Source organism: Vibrio sp. MOR3 (genome assembly GCF_001557775.1).
In the GTDB taxonomy this organism is placed as follows: Bacteria; Pseudomonadota; Gammaproteobacteria; order Enterobacterales; family Vibrionaceae; genus Vibrio; species Vibrio jasicida.
On record NZ_LNRD01000001.1, the window covers coordinates 899,547 to 922,534 of the forward strand.

General features: G+C 44.3%; 15 protein-coding genes. 6 read left to right on the forward strand and 9 right to left on the reverse strand.

Annotation, left to right across the window (positions count from 1 at the left end; translation table 11 throughout):
• Positions 1-21 precede the first annotated feature (21 nt).
• The 4 genes from ATB76_RS04015 to tesA form a co-directional block, all read right to left on the reverse strand.
• Positions 22-1,677, reverse strand: coding sequence for an ABC-ATPase domain-containing protein (locus ATB76_RS04015; protein WP_061034690.1), 1,656 nt, complete (start codon positions 1,675-1,677; stop codon positions 22-24).
• Between the two features lie 72 nt (positions 1,678-1,749).
• Entirely contained in the window at positions 1,750-3,660 is a 1,911-nt protein-coding gene (locus ATB76_RS04020) for an EAL domain-containing protein (protein WP_039977836.1), read from the reverse strand.
• A 190-nt stretch (positions 3,661-3,850) separates the two neighbouring features.
• Positions 3,851-5,050, reverse strand: coding sequence for an enoyl-ACP reductase FabV (gene fabV, locus ATB76_RS04025; protein WP_042602271.1), 1,200 nt, complete (start codon positions 5,048-5,050; stop codon positions 3,851-3,853).
• An 83-nt stretch (positions 5,051-5,133) separates the two neighbouring features.
• On the reverse strand, positions 5,134-5,736 hold the full coding sequence (gene tesA / locus ATB76_RS04030; protein WP_038877902.1) for a multifunctional acyl-CoA thioesterase I/protease I/lysophospholipase L1: 603 nt from the start codon (positions 5,734-5,736) through the stop codon (positions 5,134-5,136).
• Between tesA and ATB76_RS04035 the strand changes: the two genes are divergently transcribed.
• From ATB76_RS04035 to ATB76_RS04045, 3 genes are all read left to right on the forward strand, one after another.
• Positions 5,735-6,436, forward strand: coding sequence for an ABC transporter ATP-binding protein (locus ATB76_RS04035; protein ID WP_061034691.1), 702 nt, complete (start codon positions 5,735-5,737; stop codon positions 6,434-6,436). The genes tesA and ATB76_RS04035 overlap by 2 nt on opposite strands.
• Positions 6,427-8,883, forward strand: a complete 2,457-nt coding sequence (locus ATB76_RS04040; protein WP_061034692.1) for an FtsX-like permease family protein — start codon at positions 6,427-6,429, stop codon at positions 8,881-8,883. Before ATB76_RS04035 ends, ATB76_RS04040 begins: the two co-directional genes overlap by 10 nt.
• 354 nt (positions 8,884-9,237) lie before the next feature.
• Positions 9,238-10,671, forward strand: coding sequence for an FAD-dependent oxidoreductase (locus ATB76_RS04045; RefSeq protein WP_061034693.1), 1,434 nt, complete (start codon positions 9,238-9,240; stop codon positions 10,669-10,671).
• Between the two features lie 52 nt (positions 10,672-10,723).
• Here the strand turns inward: ATB76_RS04045 and ATB76_RS04050 are convergent, their stop codons facing one another.
• The 3 genes from ATB76_RS04050 to ATB76_RS04060 are packed head-to-tail and all read right to left on the reverse strand — an operon-like array spanning position 10,724 to position 13,094.
• Positions 10,724-11,659, reverse strand: a complete 936-nt coding sequence (locus ATB76_RS04050) for a biotin-dependent carboxyltransferase family protein (RefSeq protein WP_045401845.1) — start codon at positions 11,657-11,659, stop codon at positions 10,724-10,726.
• Positions 11,656-12,339 carry a carboxyltransferase domain-containing protein gene (locus tag ATB76_RS04055; protein WP_038877894.1) on the reverse strand — a complete coding sequence of 228 codons (684 nt, stop codon included), beginning with the start codon at positions 12,337-12,339 and terminating at the stop codon, positions 11,656-11,658. Before ATB76_RS04055 ends, ATB76_RS04050 begins: the two co-directional genes overlap by 4 nt.
• Positions 12,339-13,094 carry a 5-oxoprolinase subunit PxpA gene (locus tag ATB76_RS04060; protein ID WP_061034694.1) on the reverse strand — a complete coding sequence of 252 codons (756 nt, stop codon included), beginning with the start codon at positions 13,092-13,094 and terminating at the stop codon, positions 12,339-12,341. The genes ATB76_RS04055 and ATB76_RS04060 overlap by 1 nt, the downstream gene beginning before the upstream one ends.
• 289 nt (positions 13,095-13,383) lie before the next feature.
• Here ATB76_RS04060 and ATB76_RS04065 point away from each other — a divergent pair, with 289 nt between their 5' ends.
• Together ATB76_RS04065 and galE are read left to right on the forward strand one after the other, a co-directional pair.
• Positions 13,384-15,342: a diguanylate cyclase gene (locus tag ATB76_RS04065; RefSeq protein ID WP_039977823.1), complete on the forward strand. Its 1,959-nt coding sequence runs from the start codon at positions 13,384-13,386 to the stop codon at positions 15,340-15,342.
• A gap of 54 nt (positions 15,343-15,396) precedes the next feature.
• Positions 15,397-16,413, forward strand: coding sequence for a UDP-glucose 4-epimerase GalE (galE, locus tag ATB76_RS04070; RefSeq protein WP_038870736.1), 1,017 nt, complete (start codon positions 15,397-15,399; stop codon positions 16,411-16,413).
• A 476-nt stretch (positions 16,414-16,889) separates the two neighbouring features.
• On the opposite strand, the gene ATB76_RS04075 is transcribed toward galE, so the two are convergent.
• Positions 16,890-19,061, reverse strand: a complete 2,172-nt coding sequence (locus ATB76_RS04075) for a TonB-dependent hemoglobin/transferrin/lactoferrin family receptor (RefSeq protein ID WP_061034695.1) — start codon at positions 19,059-19,061, stop codon at positions 16,890-16,892.
• Positions 19,062-19,296: 235 nt separating this feature from the next.
• Between ATB76_RS04075 and ATB76_RS04080 the strand changes: the two genes are divergently transcribed.
• Positions 19,297-20,184 (forward strand): LysR substrate-binding domain-containing protein, encoded by an 888-nt coding sequence (locus ATB76_RS04080; RefSeq protein ID WP_045405336.1) that lies wholly within the window; start codon positions 19,297-19,299, stop codon positions 20,182-20,184.
• A 156-nt stretch (positions 20,185-20,340) separates the two neighbouring features.
• Here ATB76_RS04080 and ATB76_RS04085 read toward each other — a convergent pair whose 3' ends face one another.
• Positions 20,341-22,974, reverse strand: coding sequence for a bifunctional acetate--CoA ligase family protein/GNAT family N-acetyltransferase (locus ATB76_RS04085; RefSeq protein ID WP_061034696.1), 2,634 nt, complete (start codon positions 22,972-22,974; stop codon positions 20,341-20,343).
• Positions 22,975-22,988 lie beyond the last annotated feature (14 nt).

A 22,988-nucleotide genomic window follows, 5' to 3' on the forward strand; every position in this document is an offset into this window, starting at 1 on the left:
TTAGGTTCTTGAACGATAGAATCAGTTGGTTGGCTTAAACTGAGATTTACGCATGCGGTTTAACGCTGCCATTACGTCAAGTGTACGTGGCTTAGCTAGATCGCCTTGCTTAGGTAAGTTTGCGTGCCATTCGCCAACTAGCATGTCATCAATCTCTTTCGCAGGGTTGTTACACCAACCTGGAAGTTGCGCTAACTGGAACCACAGCCAGCCAATGGTGTTCACTTCATCCGCGGATTCTAGTTGCTCCAAAGCACTTAAATCAGCGAACTCTTTACCGAAGCGAAGTGAATCTTTGCCTTTTGCATTTACGCGGAATTTGCCATCCATCAAAATGTTCATTAACGCGACACGATTAAGTGCACGCGGACGGAACGTTTGCAGAGGCTCTTCAGATTCGTTATGACGCTGAGTAGGGTGCTGAGCTATCACTTGTTTGGCTTTTTCTGTCACGTTAACCGCTTGGTAATCGTGCATTTGAATGACGGTGTCTGCAACGTCTAAGTAATCACCAGATCCCCCCATAACAATAATGGTTGATATCTGCAGCTCATTACGTAATTGGCCAATGCGATCTACAAGGGGAGTAATTGGCTCATCACCTTTTGCAACCAATGCCTGCATACGCTCATCACGGATCATAAAGTTAGTCGCTGACGTATCTTCATCAATAAGCAGTGAGCTTGCACCGGCTTCAATTGACTCTTGTAACCAAGCGGCTTGAGAGGTTGAGCCAGATGCATCTTGAGTAGAAAAGTCGGCGGTATCTTTGCTCATTGGTAAGTGGTTGATGTAGTTCGACAAGTTCAAGTGATGAACACAACGGCCGTCTTCTGCACGAATCTTCATCGCGTTTGCATCGGTAACAATGTACTCACGGCCATCACCTGGAATGTGGTCGTAAATAGAACGCTCAATTGCATTCAATAACGTTGATTTACCATGGAAGCCACCACCAACGATCAATGTAATTCCTTTTGGAATACCTAGGCCTGTTACGTAGCCTTTGTTAGGGGCGTGGAGTGTAACTTGAAGGTCTTCAGGGGCTTTGAATTCGACCGCTTCTTTCATTGGTAGATCGCAGTTACCTGCGATACGAGGAAGAATGCTTCCATTCGCAACGAAAGCTACGAGATTGTTCACTTCCAATTGTTCACGCAGCGCCGCTTGATCTTCCACCACTTGGCAGTGCTCTAACAAGGCTTCTTTGTCTAGCTCACGTTCCAGCGTTGCACGGCGGATGAATTTTGGTAGATGGAAAGTCAGAATGTTATTGGCTTTTTTACCAAGCACTTGACGTCCTTCCGCAGGAAGGTTCACGCGGAAACGTAATTCAATACCTTCTTCAGTAAAAAGGACAGCCGTGTTGTCTAGCACGGTCTGGCCGCTTAGCGAGATAGTTACCGTATTCTCTTGTTTCGCAAATTGCTCAAAGCTGCGTGCAATGAAATCACGCGCTGCACGTTGGAAAGCTGGAGATTCATCTTTTAGCCATTCAAGGCCAGTGAGTGACCAAGCACGAGTTGCACGCAAGCGAGAAGCAGAAGCGTATGGGTCGCCTTGTACATGATCAATGTACAGATTGAAATCATCGAAGTCGTATTGACCCTTGATTTGCTGGTAAGCGCGGTAGTTCTGCTTTTCGATTTTTTTTAGCGTGGCAGTCAACTGATCCATGAAGATATTGGCCTTTTTATTGGAAGCGGGCGGCGATTATAGAAACCACCGCAAGCAGAGTAAAGCAAATGCTTAGGAAGAATAGGTGTATTGACCGCCCAAGAGGTTTTGATTAAACAAACTTTGCTCAAATTCGTTACAAGGCATAGGCTTGCCATAAAGAAACCCTTGCCCAATGTCGCAGCCCTCGCCAATTAAAAATTGTTCTTGCTGGGCGGACTCAATGCCTTCTATGACGACTTGTAACTCCAACTTTTTAGCGATGTGTATGATAGAACAAATAATGGCACGGTCATCATCGGACTTATCCATTTGCTGAACAAAGCTTTTATCGATTTTAATCGCATCAAACGGGTATTTCTTTAGGTAACTGAACGACGCGTATCCTGTTCCAAAATCATCAAGTGACAGCGTCACGCCTAGGTTGTGGAGTTTATTCAATGTATTACGAGCAACAACCTCATCAGCAATGAGAGCGCTTTCGGTTACTTCAAGTTCTAGAAAGTGAGCGGGCAGATGGAAAGTTTCAAGTAGGTGTTCAATTTGTTCCGCAAAGTTGACGTTCTGCAATTGGATGGGTGATACGTTAACGGCAATCTTAAAGTTATCCACTAACTCAGACCATTGCTTAGCTTTATCGATGGCGGTGCGTAGTACAAACGAACCGACTTCAAATATCAAACCATTTTGTTCTGCCATATGAATGAGAGCCTCATTCGAAACATCGCCTAATACTGGATGACGCCAGCGCAGTAGGGCTTCTGCACCGATCCACTTGTGAGTATGGGGCAGTACTTTGGGTTGAAAATAAAGCATTAAGTCGTCGTTTCTGACTGCTTGGAGTAGGTAGCTTTCTAGTTGGTTATGGTTATTGAGTTCTTGTGTATGGCTTTCGCAGAAGTAACTGTAGGGTTCACCTGACTCTTTACAGAGCAGCATCGCGTAGCAAGCGTTTTGTAGCAGTTGTTTGGAATGGCTGTTTCTGTGCGCTTGAACAACCCCAATGTAAGAGTGTAAATGGACCTCGGTATCTTCGATGTAGAAATTACCAACACTTACATGTGTGATATCTTCTAGCAGTTTCTGGACTTTGTTTTCGACATCTTCTCCCGATACAACAATCACAAGGTCATTGGAGCTTGGTCGACCCGTGACAAAATAACTGGTTTCGTTATGGCCCAAGCGAAAGCGAAATTCTTTGAGTACCTCATCAAAACCTTCAAAGCCAAATTTTGTCTGTATGCTTCGTGCGTTGCTGAATCCTACGTTAATCACGGCAAGCGCTTCGTGTTCATGATTCAATGTTTCTAACGTGCTATCGAGGACTTTCTCTAATGCGGAACGGTTTAAAAAGCCTGTACCTTGGTCGTGTGTTTTTTGGTAACTCACTTGCTTTTCTGCGGCTTTACGGCGGTCGATTTCTTTGGTTAAGGAATAGCTGAGTTGTGCTAGGTCAGTGGTCCGAGTTTCGACTCGGTTTTTAAGTTCACTGTTTAGTCTCATCAGCTTGTGTTGTTGAAAAACCACCGCAAGCTGCGCTTCGATGGACTCTTTGAAAGTATTTAAAAGCTGCCGATAAGTTGCGTTGTATTGATTTTCTTTGGAGTCGAGCATGCAGATCGTTCCAAATGTTTCCCCATTTGGCCAGTAAAGGGGCAAGCCGCAGTAAGAAATCATACCAAGCTTAATATCAGGATTATTTTTCCATTCGTCATCGAGCAAAGCGTTGGGTACCATGAGCTCCCTTTTGTGTTCAATGACATGTTCGCAATAGAGGCCGTGTCCAAGTCCTTCTTTATCACCGACTTTGTAAGGGTTATTTTGTGTCTCGCTGGTGGTGTTGACTTCGATATGGTTAGGGTGGATGCGCATGATGAGCGTGGTCGGAACATTAGCAATTTGTGCGAGAAGGTTGACGATGTTTTGCCAACTTTTCTGCATGGACTCCGGGATCTTATAATCTAAAGTTTGCAATGTTCCCATAAGGTATCCTTCCCGAACGTTCACTTCCTGTGAATGGAGGTTTGTTTTTATTCTTGTGTTGAGGCTGCTATTTAACCACTCGTTAAGATTAAGTATAGGGGTGGGAGATTTCGAAACAAAAAAAAGTCCTGAAAACCGTTCAGGACTTTGAATTACTTGGCACTATCTCACCTATGAGACAAGCTGTTGGCTACGGCTTGAGTGCTTTTAATGTTTTTAAAGAGATGTCTTGTGAGTAATCCACGCCTTCAAAGTTAAACCCGTTCAGCTTCATGAACTCATTTTTGAAGCCTTCATAATCGCCAAGCTCTTTAAAATTGTCTGCGTTCATTTGTTCAAGGATGGCAGAGACCTCTTGTTGAACTTGTGGATCTAACTCAAGATCATCAATACGGATCAAGCGTTCACCATCGACGGGTACTTTTTCTTGGTCATACAGCTTAGTTGTGAATAAACGTTGCATTTGCTCAATACATCGTTCGTGTGTGCCTTTCTCTTTCATCACGCGATAAAGCGCTAGTAGATAAGGGCTCAACGCCGGTATGAATACACTCGCTTTGGTGACTAAAGCTTTACACACCGTCGCGTGAGCGCTACCGCCGAAGTTAGCCATTTTCAAATTCAACGAATGGCTGGTTTGGTGTAAGTCTACCTTTGCTCGGCCCAACGTACCGTCAAGGTAGATAGGGTGAGTTACTTCTGGGCCCATGTAAGAGAAAGCAATGGTTTTACAGCCGTCAGCAACCGATTCTGAGTTGATTAAAGCATCAATCCAACTTTCCCAGTCATCACCGCCCATGACTTTGATGGTCGCTGCCGCTTCTTCTTCGGTTGCTGGTTCAAGCGACGATTCAACCCATTGATCGTTCTCTAGCATAATTGAAGCGCCAGTGACTGACTCGCCGATAGGTTTGATGACACTGCGCCAAAACTCTTCTGAATTCGGCATAGGGCGAACACCCGTAGCCAAGCTGTAAATAACTAAGTCAACTTCACCTTCAAAGTAGGTTTCAATCGCTTCAATCACTTGATTACGGACTGTATCCGAAAAGGCATCACCAACGATGTTGATGGCTGTACGGCCATGATGTATTGCTTCTTCTTTAAAAAAGATATTGTTGTACCAACCTGCGCTACCAACCCCTTTGTCTGACGGGCCGCGTTCAAAAGATACGCCAATTGTGTCAGCTTCTGCGCCACCAAAGGTTAGGGCGATACGAGCGGCCAATCCAAAGCCGGAGGAAGCACCAATGATCAAAACCCGCTTTGGGCCTTTTTTTATTTGTGGCGCTTGTTTTACGAAATCAATTTGCTCTTTGATGGAAGCACGGCAACCATATGGATGCGACGAACGAGCTACAACACCTTGAATTAACGGTTCTATTTGCATTTTTATTATGTGACCTTGGTGAATAAGATTCAGATAAGAGTAACGTAAAGTTAGGTAAAACTTATTGAGCTAGACCAGTAAAATTAGAGATGTTTAACCAACTCTTCCGCGACAAAGTCGGCAATAAAAGGCTGTGCCTCTGGTTTAGGGTGTAGGCCGTCGGACATCATCCATTCTGGTTTGATGATTACGTGCTCTAGGAAGAAAGGCATCAACTCAACTTGTTGATGTTCTGCGAGCTTAGGGTAGATATCGTAGAACATGTCACTGTAGCGTTTACCGTAATTAGGCGGTACACGGATTTGCATCATGATCACATTCGCACCAGAATCTTTGATCATGGTAATCATTTTCGATAGGTTCGACGTAATAAGCTTAGGTGGGAAGCCTCGAAGTCCGTCATTAGCGCCTAGCTCGATGAGTACAACGTCAGGAGAGTGTTGCTTCAATAACTGGGGTAAGCGGGCCAAGCCGTTTCCCGTGGTGTCACCAGAGATACTGCCGTTAACAACTTTTACATCTTGGCCATGTTCTAATAACGCGTCTGGGAGTAAGCTAGGCCAACTCTCCTCGATCGGCATTTGATAGCCAGCGCTCAGACTGTCGCCCAATACAAGAAGCTTTTCGCTCGCCATAGCGGTCGCGGAAAGACTAAGAAAGAGAACTAAGGAAAGTATACGAATCATGCAAACACCTGTACTTAAAGCACCTATTGTTCAAGCGAATTTGGTTTCTAAACAAGTTTCTACTAATCAAGAACAATTAACAATCCTTAAAAATGTAAACGTCGACATTAGAAAGGGAGAAAAAATCGCCATCGTGGGTACGTCGGGAGCGGGTAAATCGACGCTGATGACACTGCTTGCTGGCCTAGATACTCCAACATCGGGTGAAATTACATTATTAGGGCATGAGCTTTCCAAATTGGACGATGAAGCTCGCGCTAAAATCCGCGCAGATTCGTTGGGGTTCGTATTTCAAAGCTTTCTTCTTATCCCAAGTCTCAGCGCGTTGCGTAATGTCACTCTTCCTTGTCTCCTACGTGGTGAGGCTGAGAATGATGCAAGAGCGACTGAATTGTTAACCGCTGTTGGTTTGGAAAAGCGACTTGACCACTTACCGAGCCAACTATCAGGGGGTGAGCAACAACGCGTCGCACTTGCAAGAGCGTTTATGACCCAGCCGGAGTTGTTATTTGCTGACGAGCCAACTGGTAACCTAGACCATCAAACCGCAGAGAAAGTCATCGAGCTGTTATTCGACCTCAACGAGCAACATGGAACGACCTTGATTCTTGTCACCCACGACAGTCATTTGGCAAGCCGTTGTGACCGTGTTTATCGAATGGAAGCGGGTGAAATCATAGAGGAGGTGGCATGTCCGTAATTTCTTCAAGCGAACAAGGTTCCGACCAAGGGCACGTTAACCCTAAACAATCACCAAATAAGAGTCTTATCCGCTGGAGTTTAGGTGAAATACGTCAAGGTAACTTATGGCCCATCAGTGTGGCATTGGTATTGGTGATCGCTAGCATTTTCGCATTATCAGCACTGGCAGAGCGAATGGAGCAGGTGATCATTAAACAAGGTAAGGATGCGTTAACTGCTGACGCTGTTTTTGTCTCTGCCAATCCGATCCCAGAACCGCTTCTAGCGAGCACACAAGCGCTAGAACGTTCAACTATGACGCGGTTTGCGACCATGGCTTTTAGTGAGAATGGGATGCAGTTGATTACCGTAAGGGCGGTTGATGAAAACTACCCACTTATGGGGGACCTAGTACTGGATAGTAATGAGTCAGGTCATGTAACGCAGAACCAACTGTGGCTTGATGAACGTATTATGGCCCAGCTAGAAGTGAGTAAAGGTGACATTGTCACGATAGGCGATGCTGATTTTACGGTTTCAGGCGCTGTATTAATGGAACCGGGGCTGAGTTTTAATCCTTTCCAACAAATGCCTTCCGCCTACATAAGTTCGTCAGAGGTGGCCAAAACGGGCGCAATACAAGTTGGTAGTCGAGTACAATACCGATTGTTTCTGAAAGGTGACGACGCGACTCTTACTAAATTGCAAGACAGCACCGAGCTTTCACCCAGTGACCGTTGGCGAACACAAGACACCGCAAGTCGCAGTAATGAAGTATTCGACCGCACGACTCAATACTTATCTCTTACCGTTGCTATTGTCATCATAATGGCGGCAACTACATTAGTATTAACGTGTCAAAGTTACGTGAACAGCCGCACGCAGACTATTGCGATGTTAAAGAGCTTAGGGGCAAGTCGTCGCTGGATTGAAAAATGGCTTTTAATACAAGTTACGATTCTGTTGGTGAGTGCAAGTGTCGTCGGCATCTTGCTTGGCAGTGGGTTAGAGTACCTATTGCGAATCCCACTGAAAGACTTGCTGCCAAATCCATTACCTAGTTACGGCGTCACGCCAATACTTGTGTCTGTCGCCTCTGCCATATTGATCACGGTGCCTGCAATTGGGATTCCACTACTTGGCCTTATCAAAACTCCCGCCTTAGAAGTGCTCCAGCAAGGGACTGCAAAACGTTCATGGAAGCGTATGTTGTTAGTTTTGGTCCCAGTGGTTCCTCTATTGGTTATTTATGCCAATAACACGTTGGTGTGGATAGTCTTAGCTGGTATTGCGACATTATTTATTGTGTTGGCGGCGGTGAGCGTTGGACTCACCAAATTATTTGCACGTCTATCAACACGCCCTGCAATGAAACTGGCTTTAAGTCGTATCAACAGAACGCCTCTTACGAGTGGACTTCAGTTTGGTGCGTTATCGTTATCTCTAATGTTGCTTTCTATTATCTGGTTGGTGCGTAGCGATATTCTGGCTGACTGGGCGAGGACTCTTCCAGCTGATGCCCCGAATGTATTTGCTTTAAATATTGCGGACTATGAGTTAGATAGCTATCTGGAAACGTTAGATAAAAACCAAGTGACGCGGTCACAAGCGTTCCCAATTATTCGTGGTAGATTGACCGAAATTAATGGCGAGAACGTTAAGGAAATCGAGTATCAAGGCGAAGGATCTGATGCGATTCGTCGTGAACTCAACCTGACATGGGGCGATGTGTTACCTGAATACAACGAAGTGCTTTCTGGTGAGTGGACGAATAAGGACAGCGTCTCAGTCGAAGCTAAAGTTGCAGAGGACTTAGGGATAGAGCTGGGTGATACACTTCGCTTTATGATTAACAGCCAGAATTTCGATGCAACGGTTGATAGTATCCGACATGTAGAATGGCGAGATATGAAGCCCAATTTCTACTTCATTTTTTCTTCGGATGTCATGGCTAGCTTACCTGGCTCCTATTTGATCAGTTATCGTATTAGTGAAGATGATGATTCGTTACTAACTTCAATGTCTCGCGCTCATCCAACGGTTTCGGTTCTTGATATTCGTACGATGGGAGACAAGATACAAGAACTCGTACAACAAATCGTCTCTGCTATTACTATTCTTGCTCTATTGGGTGTTGTTGCTGGTTTATTACTGATCTTTACGCTGTTAAGGCTGAGCCTCTCACAACGACAGCAAGAAATTCGCTTGTATCGTACCTTAGGAACAAGTAAAAAACGGATCAATACCACGTTGTGGGCGGAGTATGGGATCATGGCCGTTGTTGCGAGTGGTGTAGCCGTCATAGCTGCAGAGCTTTGTGTCGCTGCTGTGATGAAATATGGCTTTGATCTGAACCCACAGATCCACCCAGAATTGTGGATAGCTTTGCCTCTGGGTACGTTTGCTGTTCTAGCCTTAGTGGTGATGAGTTTATTGAAAAGATTGTTAACCCCTGTAAACACTTAATGCAACGTGAGTTAGTCACAGCGGAAGCGCTCTATGACAGTTTTATTTTAGTTATCCACAAAAACAGTGGATAACTTTTTGGATAACTGAAGTGGTCGAAAAGTAGGGTGTTTCCGCAGGCTTTACACCATGGGTGTTGGAGCAAAATTATTATGCACATGCCCCTAAAAATTCGCTTTCTCAACAACCTCGTCAAGCATTTTTTTTCGAAATTTTTTGCTCTTAAAAGTAACTTTTGACGTATACCGTTAACAAATGCAAACCCATGAACTTTTTGTGATTTTAATCATGCTCAAAGGCGAGTAGAATCAACATTAAGTAAAGATTTCTCCTTATAAAAATTTCAGTGAAGCAATGAAGTCTGAGTTTCCAAATCGTAAAGATAAACATATCGCAGTAATCGGTGGTGGCGTTGCAGGGGCAACCGCTGCTATCCATTTTGCAGAGCTAGGTTTTCAGGTATCAGTGATCGAGAAGGGTGTTTCGCTCGTTAATGGCCCACCCATCTGTCATTTACATGCTGGTGGTAACCTATATCGGGAAATTTCTGAGCAACAGTGCCTAGATCTTTTAACGCAGTCTATTGATACAATTCGTTTGTATCCTCACTCATTGAATATTCGACCAACCGTCATTGCAGTACCTCACTCCGATGGTGGAGACCCTACTACGCTCATCCCTCGTTTAGAGACCCTCAAAAGCGCCTATCAGTCTCTTGTTAAGCAAGACGCCCGAAATCAAGTTTTGGGAGATCCAGAAGCGTATTACAAGCTCTATTCAAAAGAAGCGTTATTAGCTTTAGCTGAAGGTATTCAACCAGAGAACCCTCAAACGATCGATGAGTGGTGTATTCCATTTGCACAACATGCCGATCTAGACACGTTGAAGTACCCAGTAGTCGCAGTACAAGAGTATGGTTGGAGTGTTTTCCGATTAGCTGCTGTTGCCAACATGACGCTGGCACAGCTTCCGAATGTTCAGGTATACACACAAGCTGAGCTGAAAGATGCGTCATGGAATGGTGATACATGGTCGTTATGCTTCCAACAAGACGGAATAGATAAGCAATTGTATTGCGACTATCTCATCAATGCTTGCGGCTTCGAAACCGGTGAAGTTGATGACTCCATCGGCGTAAAACGGGATCGGCTTGTTGAATTTAAAGCGGCTTATGTGACTCGTTGGGAAGCGTGTCATCAGCAGTGGCCAGAAGTTATCTTCCATGGCCCTCGGGGAACAGACAAGGGTATGGCGCAACTGACGCCTTACGGTAACGGCTACTTTCAATTGCATGGTATGACGAAAGGCATCACATTGTTTGATGATGGTTTGGTCGAGAGTAGTGCTGAGTCTGCGCAACCGGTGTTACCAACACGCTTACTTTCTAAGATACGCAACGGTTGGAGGCAAGAGGTTCTTGAAGAGCGCACTAACAATGCGATTCAGCATATGGCGCAATTTATTCCAGATTACAATACCGCGATAAAAGGTGGTAAAGCTTTATTTGGTGCTCAGCAGATACCGGGCACTGATCCTGTGCTTCGTGCTGCTGATGTTACGTTTGAAGATAACCATTATGCACGTGTTGAGGTGGTTAAAGCTTCATCAACCTTACTAGCAGCGCAAAAAATGGCGCAATACTGGTTTGATATCGAGCCAAGTAGCCATGTTGAGAGTCAGCATCCTGATGCGGTCAAGTGGACCGCAGAAGAAGTCGAACAGTTTGCTATCAAGCTCACTCAACAACGTGGTTACCCACAAGCATTAGCTGAGCGCTACGGTATGTAAATTTGACTTTACTGCAAATATCCTCATGGATAATGTTTAACGAAGTTAGGGCTCAGTACCCGAAAAACTGAGCCCACTGACACCAAACATCCTGCAAGCCTTTTCGATCTCCCTTAACAAAACTCACCGCTTGACCTGGCTTTGCTTGTGCTAAGCGCGGTAAATCAATTCTCGCAACGCAGCCAAATTTTGGATACCCCCCAATTGTTTGGTGATCATTCAGCAACACGATGGGATTACCATCATTTGGGATTTGAATTGAGCCTAGTGCAATGCCCTCAGATAAAATACCGTCATATGGCGGCATGATCGTTTTGCCTTCCAATCTATAGCCCATACGGTTTGAATTCGTTGAAATCGAAAAACGACTGGAATAGAAATCGTTGACAGATTGTTGGGAGAAATCTTCGTGTTGATAGCCTTCGATCACTCTTAGCTTAATCGGTAGGTTGTAATCGGGTTTGAATCGGAACGTCATCTGCTTAGGTTTAGTATTCGGCAGTGGATGAGGGTGACATTCAACGATATCACCAACTTGAAGCGCTTCACCGTTTCCTTGCAAGCCTCCGAGCGCCTCACGAACGACCGTTGAACTGCTACCAAGATGCGTACTGACGCTAAAACCACCTTTAACTGCTAGATAAGCGCGCAGTCCATTTTTTGCCATACCAAATCGAAGTGTTTGACCTTTTTTTAAGGTGAAATCAGACCAATTGGCGATAGGTGAACCTTCAACAGAAGCATTTAAATCCCCACCACAAATTGCTAGGTGACAATCCGACAATGCTTTAAAGCTCGCATTACCGAGAGTAACTTCGATGACTGAGCAATTGACAGGGTTATTGAGTAGATGATTAGACCAACTGTATGCGTAATCATCCACTGGCCCACCTTGAGTAATTCCGATATGAGCTAAGCCAAAGCGTCCAAAATCTTGAATCAGAGAGAGCGCCCCTGGTTTTTCTACATATAATCCTATTCGACTCATAGAATACCTCCTAAGTTGAGGAATTCTTGTTTTGATATTGCACCAAATGTGACCTTGTCTCCTACTTCGAAAGGGATAAAGGGAGGGGTATCCACAAAGAGGGAAATAGGGGTTCTGCCGATGACGTTCCAACCTCCAGGGCTATCAGAAGGATACACCGCTGTTTTAGAGTCAGCGATTGCGACACTTCCAGCAGGAACGTGCGTTCTTGGAGTTTGATGCCTTGGTATTTGAATGCGTTCTGCTACGTCAGAAAGGAATGCAAAGCCAGGGGCAAACCCAATTGCAGAGACAGTATAAACCACTTGCGTGTGCTGTTCGATAAGCTCTGTCAGCGTTAACCCTTTGAGTTCAAACCGCTTAAGATCAAGAGCGGTTTCTTCAGAATAGTAGACTGGGATAGAAATGTAATTTGGCTGTTTGTTGTCCATGGACTGAACGTCGAAACGAGAGATGAGATGTTGAAGCTCATTTAAAATCGACGCTTCTTGAATTCGAAAGGGCAAATAATCTATCAAGATGGTGCGGTAAGATGGGACCACGTTCATGACGATCATATTTAACTTGTCAACAATCTGATGTGCGAGTTCGCCAATGTGCTCAACTGTAATAGGTTCTTCGAAGCGAATAAGAATACTGCACTCTGATATCGGTGAGATAGAAAACTGCCCTTGATTCATTAATTTCCTCCGGTGTAGAGACTCTGACGTATTTTTTGTATCAACGTGATCGATTCTTCATTGTCTCCATGTACGCAAATGGTATCGGCCTCTAAGAGAATGTATTGGCCTGAAGCCGTTTTTACTCTGCCTGATTCTGCCAGCATTTTAACTTGCTCTAGAATGGCGTGTTCTGCGTTTAATACCGCGTTAGGGTGGGTTCTAGGGGTGAGTAAACCGTCGTCTTGATAACGTCGATCTGCAAACGCTTCAAAGAGCAAAGGGACATCGAAATCATCAGCAATCTCAAGGTATTTTTCATTCTCTTGTGAAGCAAGGATCATTAAAGGGACTTTGAACAATGCGGCCGCTTTGACTAAGGCCAAGAAAACACCGTCATTTGCCATCATATCGTTGTATAACGCACCATGAGGTTTGATGTAACCAATGTCGGTGTATTGCGCTTTGCACAGTGCCTGCAGCGCGCCAACTTGATAAATCACCATGTTGGTAATGTCATCGTTGTTCATAGCCAAACTACGACGGCCAAAGCCCTGAATGTCGGGATAGCCCGGGTGAGCTCCAATTTCTACGTCGTGCTGGTTGGCTAGGGTAATCGTATCATGCATGACATTTGGGTCGGAGGCGTGGAATCCGCATGCGATGTTCGCCATATCAATATGTGGCATAACCGTTTCATCGGCGCCCATTTTCCACGATCCAAAGCTTTCGCCCATGTCGCAGTTAAGTGTCAGTTGCTGTTTATTCAATGTCATACGTTTCTATAAATCCGAACTATGCATGTAAAATGCAGGAAAATACGTTTAAGTTCAGTGACTAACTTCATTTTTCAGGTAGAAGACTAGTAGATGATAATCGATAAAGATCGTTTAGTAATTTGAAATGATCCGAAGTTTCAAGAAAATCATGTTTTATCAGTCTAATATCTGAGAATTACAGGTTCATTTCATCGATTGTCGTGTTAGTCTTGACTCTTCTTTTTGTGTGATAGCTTGCATAGCAACCATTGTGTCTTTTGGGTTGTCTTTTGCGACAGGAATATATATGTCAATACGAGCAAAGCTAATATGGCCGATACTCGCTTTCATCACGGTCATCTTTGTTACATCTCAGAGTTACACGTCATACATCACGTACCAGTCCGCCAAACATGAGCTCGTTGAGCAGACGAAAGTTCTTATTAATGATGTCTCTCATTCCATTAAAGATGCGCTCGCCACAAAGAACAAGCAAAAAGCACAAACCATTTTGGCTGATTTTTTGATGGAGCCAAACGTATCACTCGTCAAGTTGTATGACAAAAACAATCAGCCGTTTGCCGTTTTTGCGCTTGATGGCTTTTCTGCACCGAGCCCCTCAGTTAAAGAGCGCAGCCGCTTGCATTCCTTAGGGTATGCGTTATCGGCTCATTTCCTTTATGTATTAGAGCCAATTATTCATGAAGGGCAAGTTATCGGTAGTATTCGTGTAACGTTATCTCAATTGCCGATGATGCAAGTAAGAGACGCGCTGTTACAAGATGGCTTATTGTTCTTGGTTATTCTTTTCGCTGGTGGTGTGACTTTTTACTTTGGTGTCGAACGACGAGTTCTTCGTCCACTGATTGAAGTGAACAGAGCATTACAGGATTTCGCTAACGGTCACCATTTGAGCGGACGTATTAATCATCGAGCAAAAGATGAAGTGGGGGATCTCGTTGCTTCATTTAACCTCATGGTCGATAAGCTACAAAAACGTGAGAAACAGCGTAAACATACATTAGATATACTTGAGCGCCGTAAGTCGTTTTCAGAAGAAGTGATTGACTCGATTCAATACGCGCTCATTGTGACGGATAACTTAGGAAGGGTCATCCATTGCAATAAGATGACTCACCATATATTTAAAGAAACGTTCCATAATTTGGAAACGGCGAACATCTGCGACTTGATTAAAACCAAAACACCCAACGAACTTAGTCAGATTCTGAGCCGCGGGTTAGAGTGTGATGATATACATCTACAAAGTGATTTGAACGAGCAACAATTGAGTCTTACGAGTCGACGCCTATCTAAACACGGATATTTGTTGTTTGCGATTCAAGATATAACCGCCATCGAAGAGGCGATGAATCGTCAAAAAGTTGCAGGACGAGTGTTTGAGAGCAGTCAGGATGGTTTGGTGGTTCTTAATCACTTAGGCATTATTACGATGGTAAACCCCGCCGTTACGAAACTGACCGGTCTTGAGATGGAGCAGTTGATTGGAAAGCCGTTTATCAAATCGATTCGTTGGCGCAAGTTACAAGCGATGATGCCAAGTATTTTAGAGTCGATCGAAAACTACGGCATGTGGCAGGGGGAAGTCATTGAGAAAAACCACAACGGGCAACTCATTCCTCTGTTTGCAAAAGTAAATCGCATTGTGAAAAGTGAAGATAATAATGCGTATGATATGGTGATCATCTTGACTGATCTCTCGAGCGCAAAGGAAATGGAAAGGCTTGAATACCTTGCTCATCATGACGCACTTACCGGCCTTGCTAATCGTTCCAAATTTCATTTGGAGCTGGAAGAATTGGTACAAAGATCAGGCTACTTACGAGATGAATTTGCGGTACTTTATCTCGACTTGGACGGTTTTAAAGCCATCAACGATACTTACGGGCATGATGCCGGGGATGAAGTGCTTAAGCAAGTTGCTGAGCGTATGACGTCCACCACGCGACACAGCGATCTCATTGCGCGATTGTCTGGTGATGAATTTGTGATGTTAGTGAATCCTGCAAATCAAAAAGCAGTGACACGCATCGCTGAACACTTACTCGAGAGTATTTGTGCGCCGATTGAATACAGAGGCTCCTTACTGAAAGTCGGTGTCAGTATCGGTGTTAAGTTGGTCGGTGTGAATGAACGTGATGCCACAAGAATATTGAAAAGCGCCGATACGGCCATGTACCAAGCAAAGAAAGCGGGTAAAGGCCAAGCGATTTTAATGGGTTGCGAATCCCCAGAGACTGTTTAAAAACGGGCTGGAAACCTTTAAACTAGCCCGATTCGCGTCAGAAGGAATGATAAAATGAAAGTACTTGTTACGGGTGGTATGGGCTACATTGGCAGCCACACTTGTATTCAAATGATCGAAGCTGGTATGACACCAGTTATTCTCGATAACCTTTACAACAGCAAACCGACAGTACTAGAACGTATAAAGAAAGTTTGCGGTGTGACACCTGTATTTATTGAAGCGGATATTCGTGACAAAGCCTCATTAGTCGATGCGATGAAGACGCATAACATTGAAGCAGTCATTCACTTTGCCGGTCTCAAAGCGGTGGGTGAATCTGTAGAGAAACCATTAGAATACTACGACAACAATGTTAACGGTACGCTCGTATTGGTCGATGCCATGCGTGACGCTGGTGTGAAATCTATCGTGTTTAGTTCATCTGCAACGGTATATGGCGATCCTGCAACAGTGCCAATTACAGAAGATTTCCCAACAAGTGCAACTAACCCTTATGGTCGCAGTAAGCTGATGGTCGAGGAATGTCTAACTGACTTCCAAAAAGCGAACCCTGACTGGAGTATCACGTTGCTACGTTACTTCAACCCAGTAGGTTCGCACCCAACAGGTGAGCTTGGTGAAGACCCACAAGGCATTCCAAATAACTTGATGCCTTTCGTCTCTCAAGTTGCTGTAGGTCGTCGTGAATTTTTGTCGGTATTTGGTAGCGATTACCCAACAAAAGATGGTACGGGTGTTCGTGACTACATCCATGTTATGGACTTGTCTGACGGTCACGTTGCGGCATTAGACAAAGTAGGTAACAAAGCAGGCCTTCATATCTACAACCTAGGTACAGGTAATGGTTATAGCGTACTGGAAATGGTGAAAGCGTTTGAAGCTGCTTCTGGTAAACCGGTTCCATTTAAGCTGGTGGATCGTCGTCCTGGTGATATTGCTGAGTGTTGGGCTGACCCTTCAAAAGCAGCGAATGAGCTGGGTTGGAAGGCAGGGCGAACACTTGAAGAAATGACAGGTGATACGTGGCGTTGGCAGTCAAATAACCCACAAGGTTACCCAGACGCCTAAAAGTGACCATTTTACAAAATAGTAACAAAAAGGTGCGTTATCGCACCTTTTTTGATCTAAATCGGAAAAAAACGTAAATTTGTGGTTAAAAGGTAGCACGTAATTATAGAAGTGCTAAACTATGCCCGACTCTTAATTTAGGTCGTAAATTTTCTTTAAACTATTCGGGGTAGTTCATGGAACTTGGTTTAATCATCGCATTCATCGTTGCTGCAGCAGTTATGGTGAAGAAAGAGATGGCAAAACAATAATCTTTCATTTTTCATTCTTTTCTTAACATTTTAGCAATGAAAGTACTGGTAAAAAGTCAGCATAATGCTGGCTTTTTTGTTTTTGTAGTGCGGAAGAAATGTTTTACTTAGAAAAGTCTGTAAAGCATCAGAAATGCGTTAAACCTGCAGCCTTTAAGGGGTTACATAGAATAAAAAAGCGCCTGACATTGTCAGGCGCTTTTCATTATATCGCTAAAAAGTAAATTAGAATTGGTAGTCTACAGATACACCCCAGTTACGGCCAGGTTGGCTGTAAAAATCGGTGTTGTCGGTGTTATCAAGGTTGCGAACGTCCTGGTATGTCCAATATTTCTTGTCGAACGCATTGAACAAACCAGCCGATACTGTCAGGTCTTTCACTGGCATGTAGTAAGCGGTAATGTCCATTACACCGTAACCTGATGAATCGATTTGGTCTTCATCAGACCAGTCGTCTTTCTTTGCCGCAAGTTTTAGTGAGGCTAGTGCACCAAAGTTGTGCTCAACATTGTCGTAGCCTAAGCCAATGACTGATGAAAGCGGTGCTACAGAATCAAGAGGTTTACCTGTCGACTTGTCTTCGCTGTCTAGGTAAGTCACAGACAGCTTAGTGTACATACCTTTAGGTGCTGAGAAGCTTTCATCTAGCAGTAGAGTTGAACTAAATTCCACACCAGAAATATCCACCTCGTCACGGTTTACGATAGTGATACGATCTTTGTTTGGATCGATGCTTGGCAGGTCTTCAGCGTCAATAAAGTCTTTGTATTGCGTGATAAAGCCGGTCAATTCAAACTGAGCAAAGTCGTTTTGACCTCGGAAACCGATCTCGTATGAAAGGCTCTTTTCCGCTTCTAGATCTGGGTTTGGAACGAATTCAGCACCCGTGTCGTATTCGTAGTAAAGCTGCTCGACCGTTGGCGCTTTAAAGCCTTGGCTGATTTGAGCAAATGTACTTAGCTTATCGTTAATGTGATATACCGCACCAAGTTTACCCGTCCAAGCATCGTTGCTGTTTTTCTTACGTTCAGTTGTGAAGCCTTCATCTGAAGAAGGGTCAGCTTCAAATGAGTCATAACGAATACCAGCGTTAAGAACAAGCGTATCTTCTAGTAAGAATGCGTTGTTTTGAAGGAAAACGCCCCATTCAGTTACTGTTGCGTCTGGGATAGTGGTTGAACCAGGTTTTGTTGTGCCATTGTCATGGAAGATATCTACGTTAGTCAGCTGAAAATCAGTGTGTACAGAGTTCAAACCGTAGGTTAGCTCATGAATAGCATTGTCCGTGGTAATCACTTTATCGAACTGTGCATCAAACTGGAGCGATTTATCTTCAGCTTGGCGCAGGCGAGTTCGGTCACCTTCGTAACCAATGTAGCCTAAATGATCAGTCACGTTAGAGAAGTTAGAGTTTTCGCTTTCTGTAACCTGATAGTTCAAGTCTAGCTTCATTCCGTCGAAGGCTGGGTTAGCTTTCGTTAACTCGTAGTTAATGCCGTAGCGCGTACGTGTCGTCTCATCACTGCTTTTTGCATCAGCATAAGTGACACCAGGCATAGGGCCAAAGTTTAGTGTGTAGTTACCACTGCGATTGTTTTCATCGTACTGGTAATTGTAACGCTCAAAGACGACACCAATTTTGTTCGTATCATTTAGTGTGTAGTAGGCTTTAGCAAGAATGTTGTTTAGGTCTTTGTCTGCAGGGTTTTCTAATCCGCGATCACTACCATCAATATCAGAACCGTCACCGTAAGTTTGTCGCTCGCTACCGGTAGCGTATGTACCCATTAATAGCGTTTCAAGGTTACCTTGGCGCATTGCCCAAGTTAATGTGTTCTTGAATTGCTCATCAACAGAGTAGTAGCTTGATTTAATACCAAAGCGGTTTTCATCACCGTCTGTTTTCAAAACGTCTGATGGATCTTTCGTCTTTAGAACAACCACGCCACCCATTGCATCTGAACCGTAAAGGGTTGAAGATGGGCCTTTGTTGATCTCGATACTTGTGAGTGTATCAAGCTCAATCGCGTTTGGATAAATAGCTTGTACAGCGCCACCACCTGGGTTGAATGGAGTGGCTTGCTGAACACCATCAACAACGATTTTAACTCGATCGCCTTCCATGCCTCGAATGTTAAAGCCAGAGATGCCAAAGCGACCTGAAGTGGTAGCTTCAACGCCCGGAGTGTATTGAACTGCATCATACAGATCTTTAGAAAGAGAGCGCTCGATATCTTGAGAAGATACCGATTCAACAGAAGCTGAAACATCATTGATGTTTTGCTCTGTACGGGTAGCGGATACAACCACTTCATTAAATGTTGAAGTATCATCTGCGTAAGCACCTTGAGAAAGGGCAACTAGAATAGAGGCTGACAAAATTGATTTTTTATACATTGGCTTCAATACCTTAAATCCATAATAGGCAATAACAACGTGCGGTATCTTAGTTTATCTAAATGGTAATTACTATCATTACCATTGCTATTTAATATTGTTTTTGTCAAAAGTAATTTGTGCTACGCCAAAGGTAGTCTTTAATTATCAATCTGTTATATTGTTTAAAGTCATTTTTTAACATGGTATTTCAAATGCCACTACTGTGATTAAAATCACATAAAAGGAAGTTCATGTGCAAAGCCCAATCACTTTAGAAGCACTTCATATCCTCGATGCGATTGATAGAAGGGGGAGTTTTGCTGCCGCTGCGAACGAGCTGGAACGAGCTCCTTCTTCTCTCAGTTACCAGATCCAAAAGCTTGAACAAGACCTTGATATCATCATCTTCGATCGTTCAGGTCACAAAGCACATTTTACAGAAGCCGGGAAACTGATCCTTGAAAGTGGTAGAGCAATTCTTCAAGCAAGTGAAAAGTTAGTAAATGATGCGACCTTGCTGGCTAACGGGTGGGAGTTAGACATTACTGTCGCTTTTGATGGCATCATTCCCATTTCCAATTTTTTCCCGATGGTGGATGCTTTGGCCAATGTGAGTAGTACGAGAGTGCGCTTGCAAGAAGAGATACTTGCGGGTAGTTGGGAATCATTAAATACAGGCAGAGCTGATCTATTAGTGTGCCCAGCACTTGATACACTTCCTCATGATGTGAAAGCGGAAAAGATCGGTAAAATGAGCATGGTTTGGGTTGCCGCGGCTGATCATTACGTACATAAGCGCAATGGCGATTTCGATGATGCGGCGAGAGAAAAGTACCGAGTGATAGCAATCGCCGATACGGCAAGAGAGCAACCAGCGCTATCTATCAATGTTATGCAAAAGCAGCCCAGACTGACAGTGACAAACTTTCCTGCAAAAGTAGAAGCATTGGCTTCTGGACTGGGTATAGGGACGCTTCCCAGTCAAGTCGCACAGAGTATGATTGAGAGCGGGCAACTAAAACGTATCGAAGGTACTGAAGAGCAACCCATCGAGATAATCCTTGCTTGGCGCAGAAACGCCATGGGAGAAGCGAAGTCATGGTGCGTTCAGTATTTGAAGAAAAACTGGAAATTAAAGTGACCTTGTCACGCTTGTGGCTAATAACGCAGACGCTTAGAAATCAATAGGGACGCGCACAACGTCCCTTGTTTTTTCTGTCAGATTCGAGGGTTGCTGTGCACATACTCTATCCGCTGTGACAACTTTGAGCTCTTAAACCATATCGGCATAGCAAGGCTAATTTAACGGCAAAACCATATCTGCAGTGCCATCAGCAAACTGAACATCAAGTTCGAAGCCTAAACTTTGTGCTAGAGAAAGCATGCCTCGGTTAGTCGGCATTGTCATTCCTGACATCTGTTTGGTCCCTTTGACTTGACAATAACTAATGATTTTCTGCATCAGAACTTTACCGAGCCCTTTACCTTTCAAGTCAGACCGAACCAATATTGCAAACTCAGCATCGCTATTGTCAGGTGTAATCAACGCTCTTGCTACACCGATGATAGAAGGTCCATTCTCATCAAAAGCAACAGCAACAAACGCCATTTCACGGTCGTAATCAATCTGAGTTAGATTCGCAAGCGCTTCATGATTAAACTCGCCAACGTCCGAGAAGAAGCGATTGTACAAGTCTTCCTTTGACACACTATTAATAAACTGTGCATGGATGGGTTCATCTTCTGGCAAGATTGGGCGAAGTAAGATTGGTTGCCCATCTCTTAACGTGACGGTTTCCACAAACTCTGCAGGGAAAGGGCGGATAGCCAAACGTTCTTGAGCATCCCCTTGGTACTTCCTGAGCGTTAAGTCGGCATCAATGATGGTAAAATCACTACCTGATGCAAGCACTGGATGAATATCCAGTCTTTCTATTTCAGGTAGCTCAACCGCCATTTGTGAGATTCGAACTAGGAATTTAGACAACTCGGTAATGTCGATGGCATCTTTGTGTTTTTGTAATCGTATTTTGCCAGATTTGAGTGCTATCACGATTAAGTAGCGTGCCAAATTCATATTTAGAGGAGGCAAAGCGGCAACAGCATCTTGGGTGATGTTCCAATCTGAACCGCCTTGACCAAGCAGAATTACGGGCCCAAATACGCTGTCTACTACAATACTTACCCGCAGTTCTTCCGCACTACCAAGCTTAGCCATGCCTTGTACGAGAAGACCCTGAAGGTTTGCAGATGGATAACTCAGTTTCGCTGTATCAAGGATTGCTTGTGCTGCACTTGATACTTCTTGGCTGTTCCTTAGGTTCAACGCAACGCCATGAACATCAGATTTATGAGGAATGTCGGGAGAACGCAGTTTTACTGCTACTGGATACCCAATATTTTCTGCCATATGAAGCGCTTCTGTTACATCAGAGGCAATCCAAGTCGGTAGCATCTTAAAGCCAAACTGTTCGAATAATGGACTTGTCTGGTGCGTATCGAGAACTACTGATTTTTTATCCAGTAGTTGGTCATTAACCCAATCACGGGCAAGATTGACGCTGCCTGAGTGCAGTGGTTCTGCCGTCGTTGGTGTTTCCATCAGCTGTTTTTGGTTGCGTCTGTACTCGACTAAGTGCATGTATGCGACGACCGCACTCTCAGGTGTACGGTAGGTGGGAATACCGGCCTGAGTAAACGCCAAACGTGCTTCTCTAGAGGTTTGTTCGCCAGACCAATTTGTCAGGATATTGAAATGCTTGTGCCTTGGGTGTGCTTGAATCGCTTCAATAACGGCATTCGCGGTATCCAATGAATCTGATACCGCTGAAGGGCTGTGCATGATCAAGATTGCATCAGTACAATCATTATTCATGATGGCATTGATCGTATCGACATAACGCTTTTTCGTCGCGTCTCCAGCTAAGTCGATAGGGTTGATTCCTCGCCAATTACTGGGCAAAGCGGCTTGTAATTGGTTGATTGACTCTTCATCAAGAGAGGCGAGTTTTCCCCCAAGTTCTAGTAACGTGTCAACGGCCATCACTGCGGGCCCGCCACCATTCGTCACAATGGCGAGGCGCTCTCCGCGAAGTGGCACCGAATGAGTGAGCGTCTCTACAGCTGCAAACAATTCATGTGTATTGCCAACGCGCAACATACCAGTTCTACGTATCGCAGAATCATAAATGATATCTAACGCATCGATGCTTTCTTCATCTAAAGAGCGAGCTTGTTTAGAGCGGCCAGCTTTTAAGACCAAAATTCTTCGGTTACGTGAGGCAGCTCGAGCAGCGGACATGAAACGTCGAGCATCTTTAATTGAATCAACGTAGAGCAAGATTGCCTCGGTTTTTCCATCCATACTTAAATAGTCGAGAAGTTCCGCAAAATCGATGTCTTGACCTTGTCCAATAGAAATGAAGGAAGAAAAACCGATGTTCTTGTCGTTGGCCCAATCAAGAACGGTCGTACATACTGCTGCCGACTGTGAAATAAAAGCTATCTTTCCGGGTCGGGCAGCAACGGGAGAAAAAGAGCAATTGAAGTTATGCCAAGGCAGAATAATGCCAAGACTATTTGGACCTAAAACACGAATATTCAGCTCTGAAATATCGATGCTTTCAGCGTCGTCAGAAATAACAATAGCGAATGCAGTACCACGAGCATCAAGGTCTTTTAAAAGCTGTTTATTACGAGAAACGTTTGTACAGAGGATCGCGATATCAGGTGTATAGGGTAGGGAAGCTACGTTCGGATAAGCAATGACACCAGATACCGACTTGTATTTTGGTGTGACTGGCATTATGGCACCGCCAAAGCCACTTTGGAGTAAATTACGCATCACAATTTGCCCAGCTCGCAGCTCTTTTTGTGATGCGCCGACCACTGCAACAGAATTCGGTTTGAAGAGTTTTTGTAGTTTGTTCATTGTTACTCCTTGGC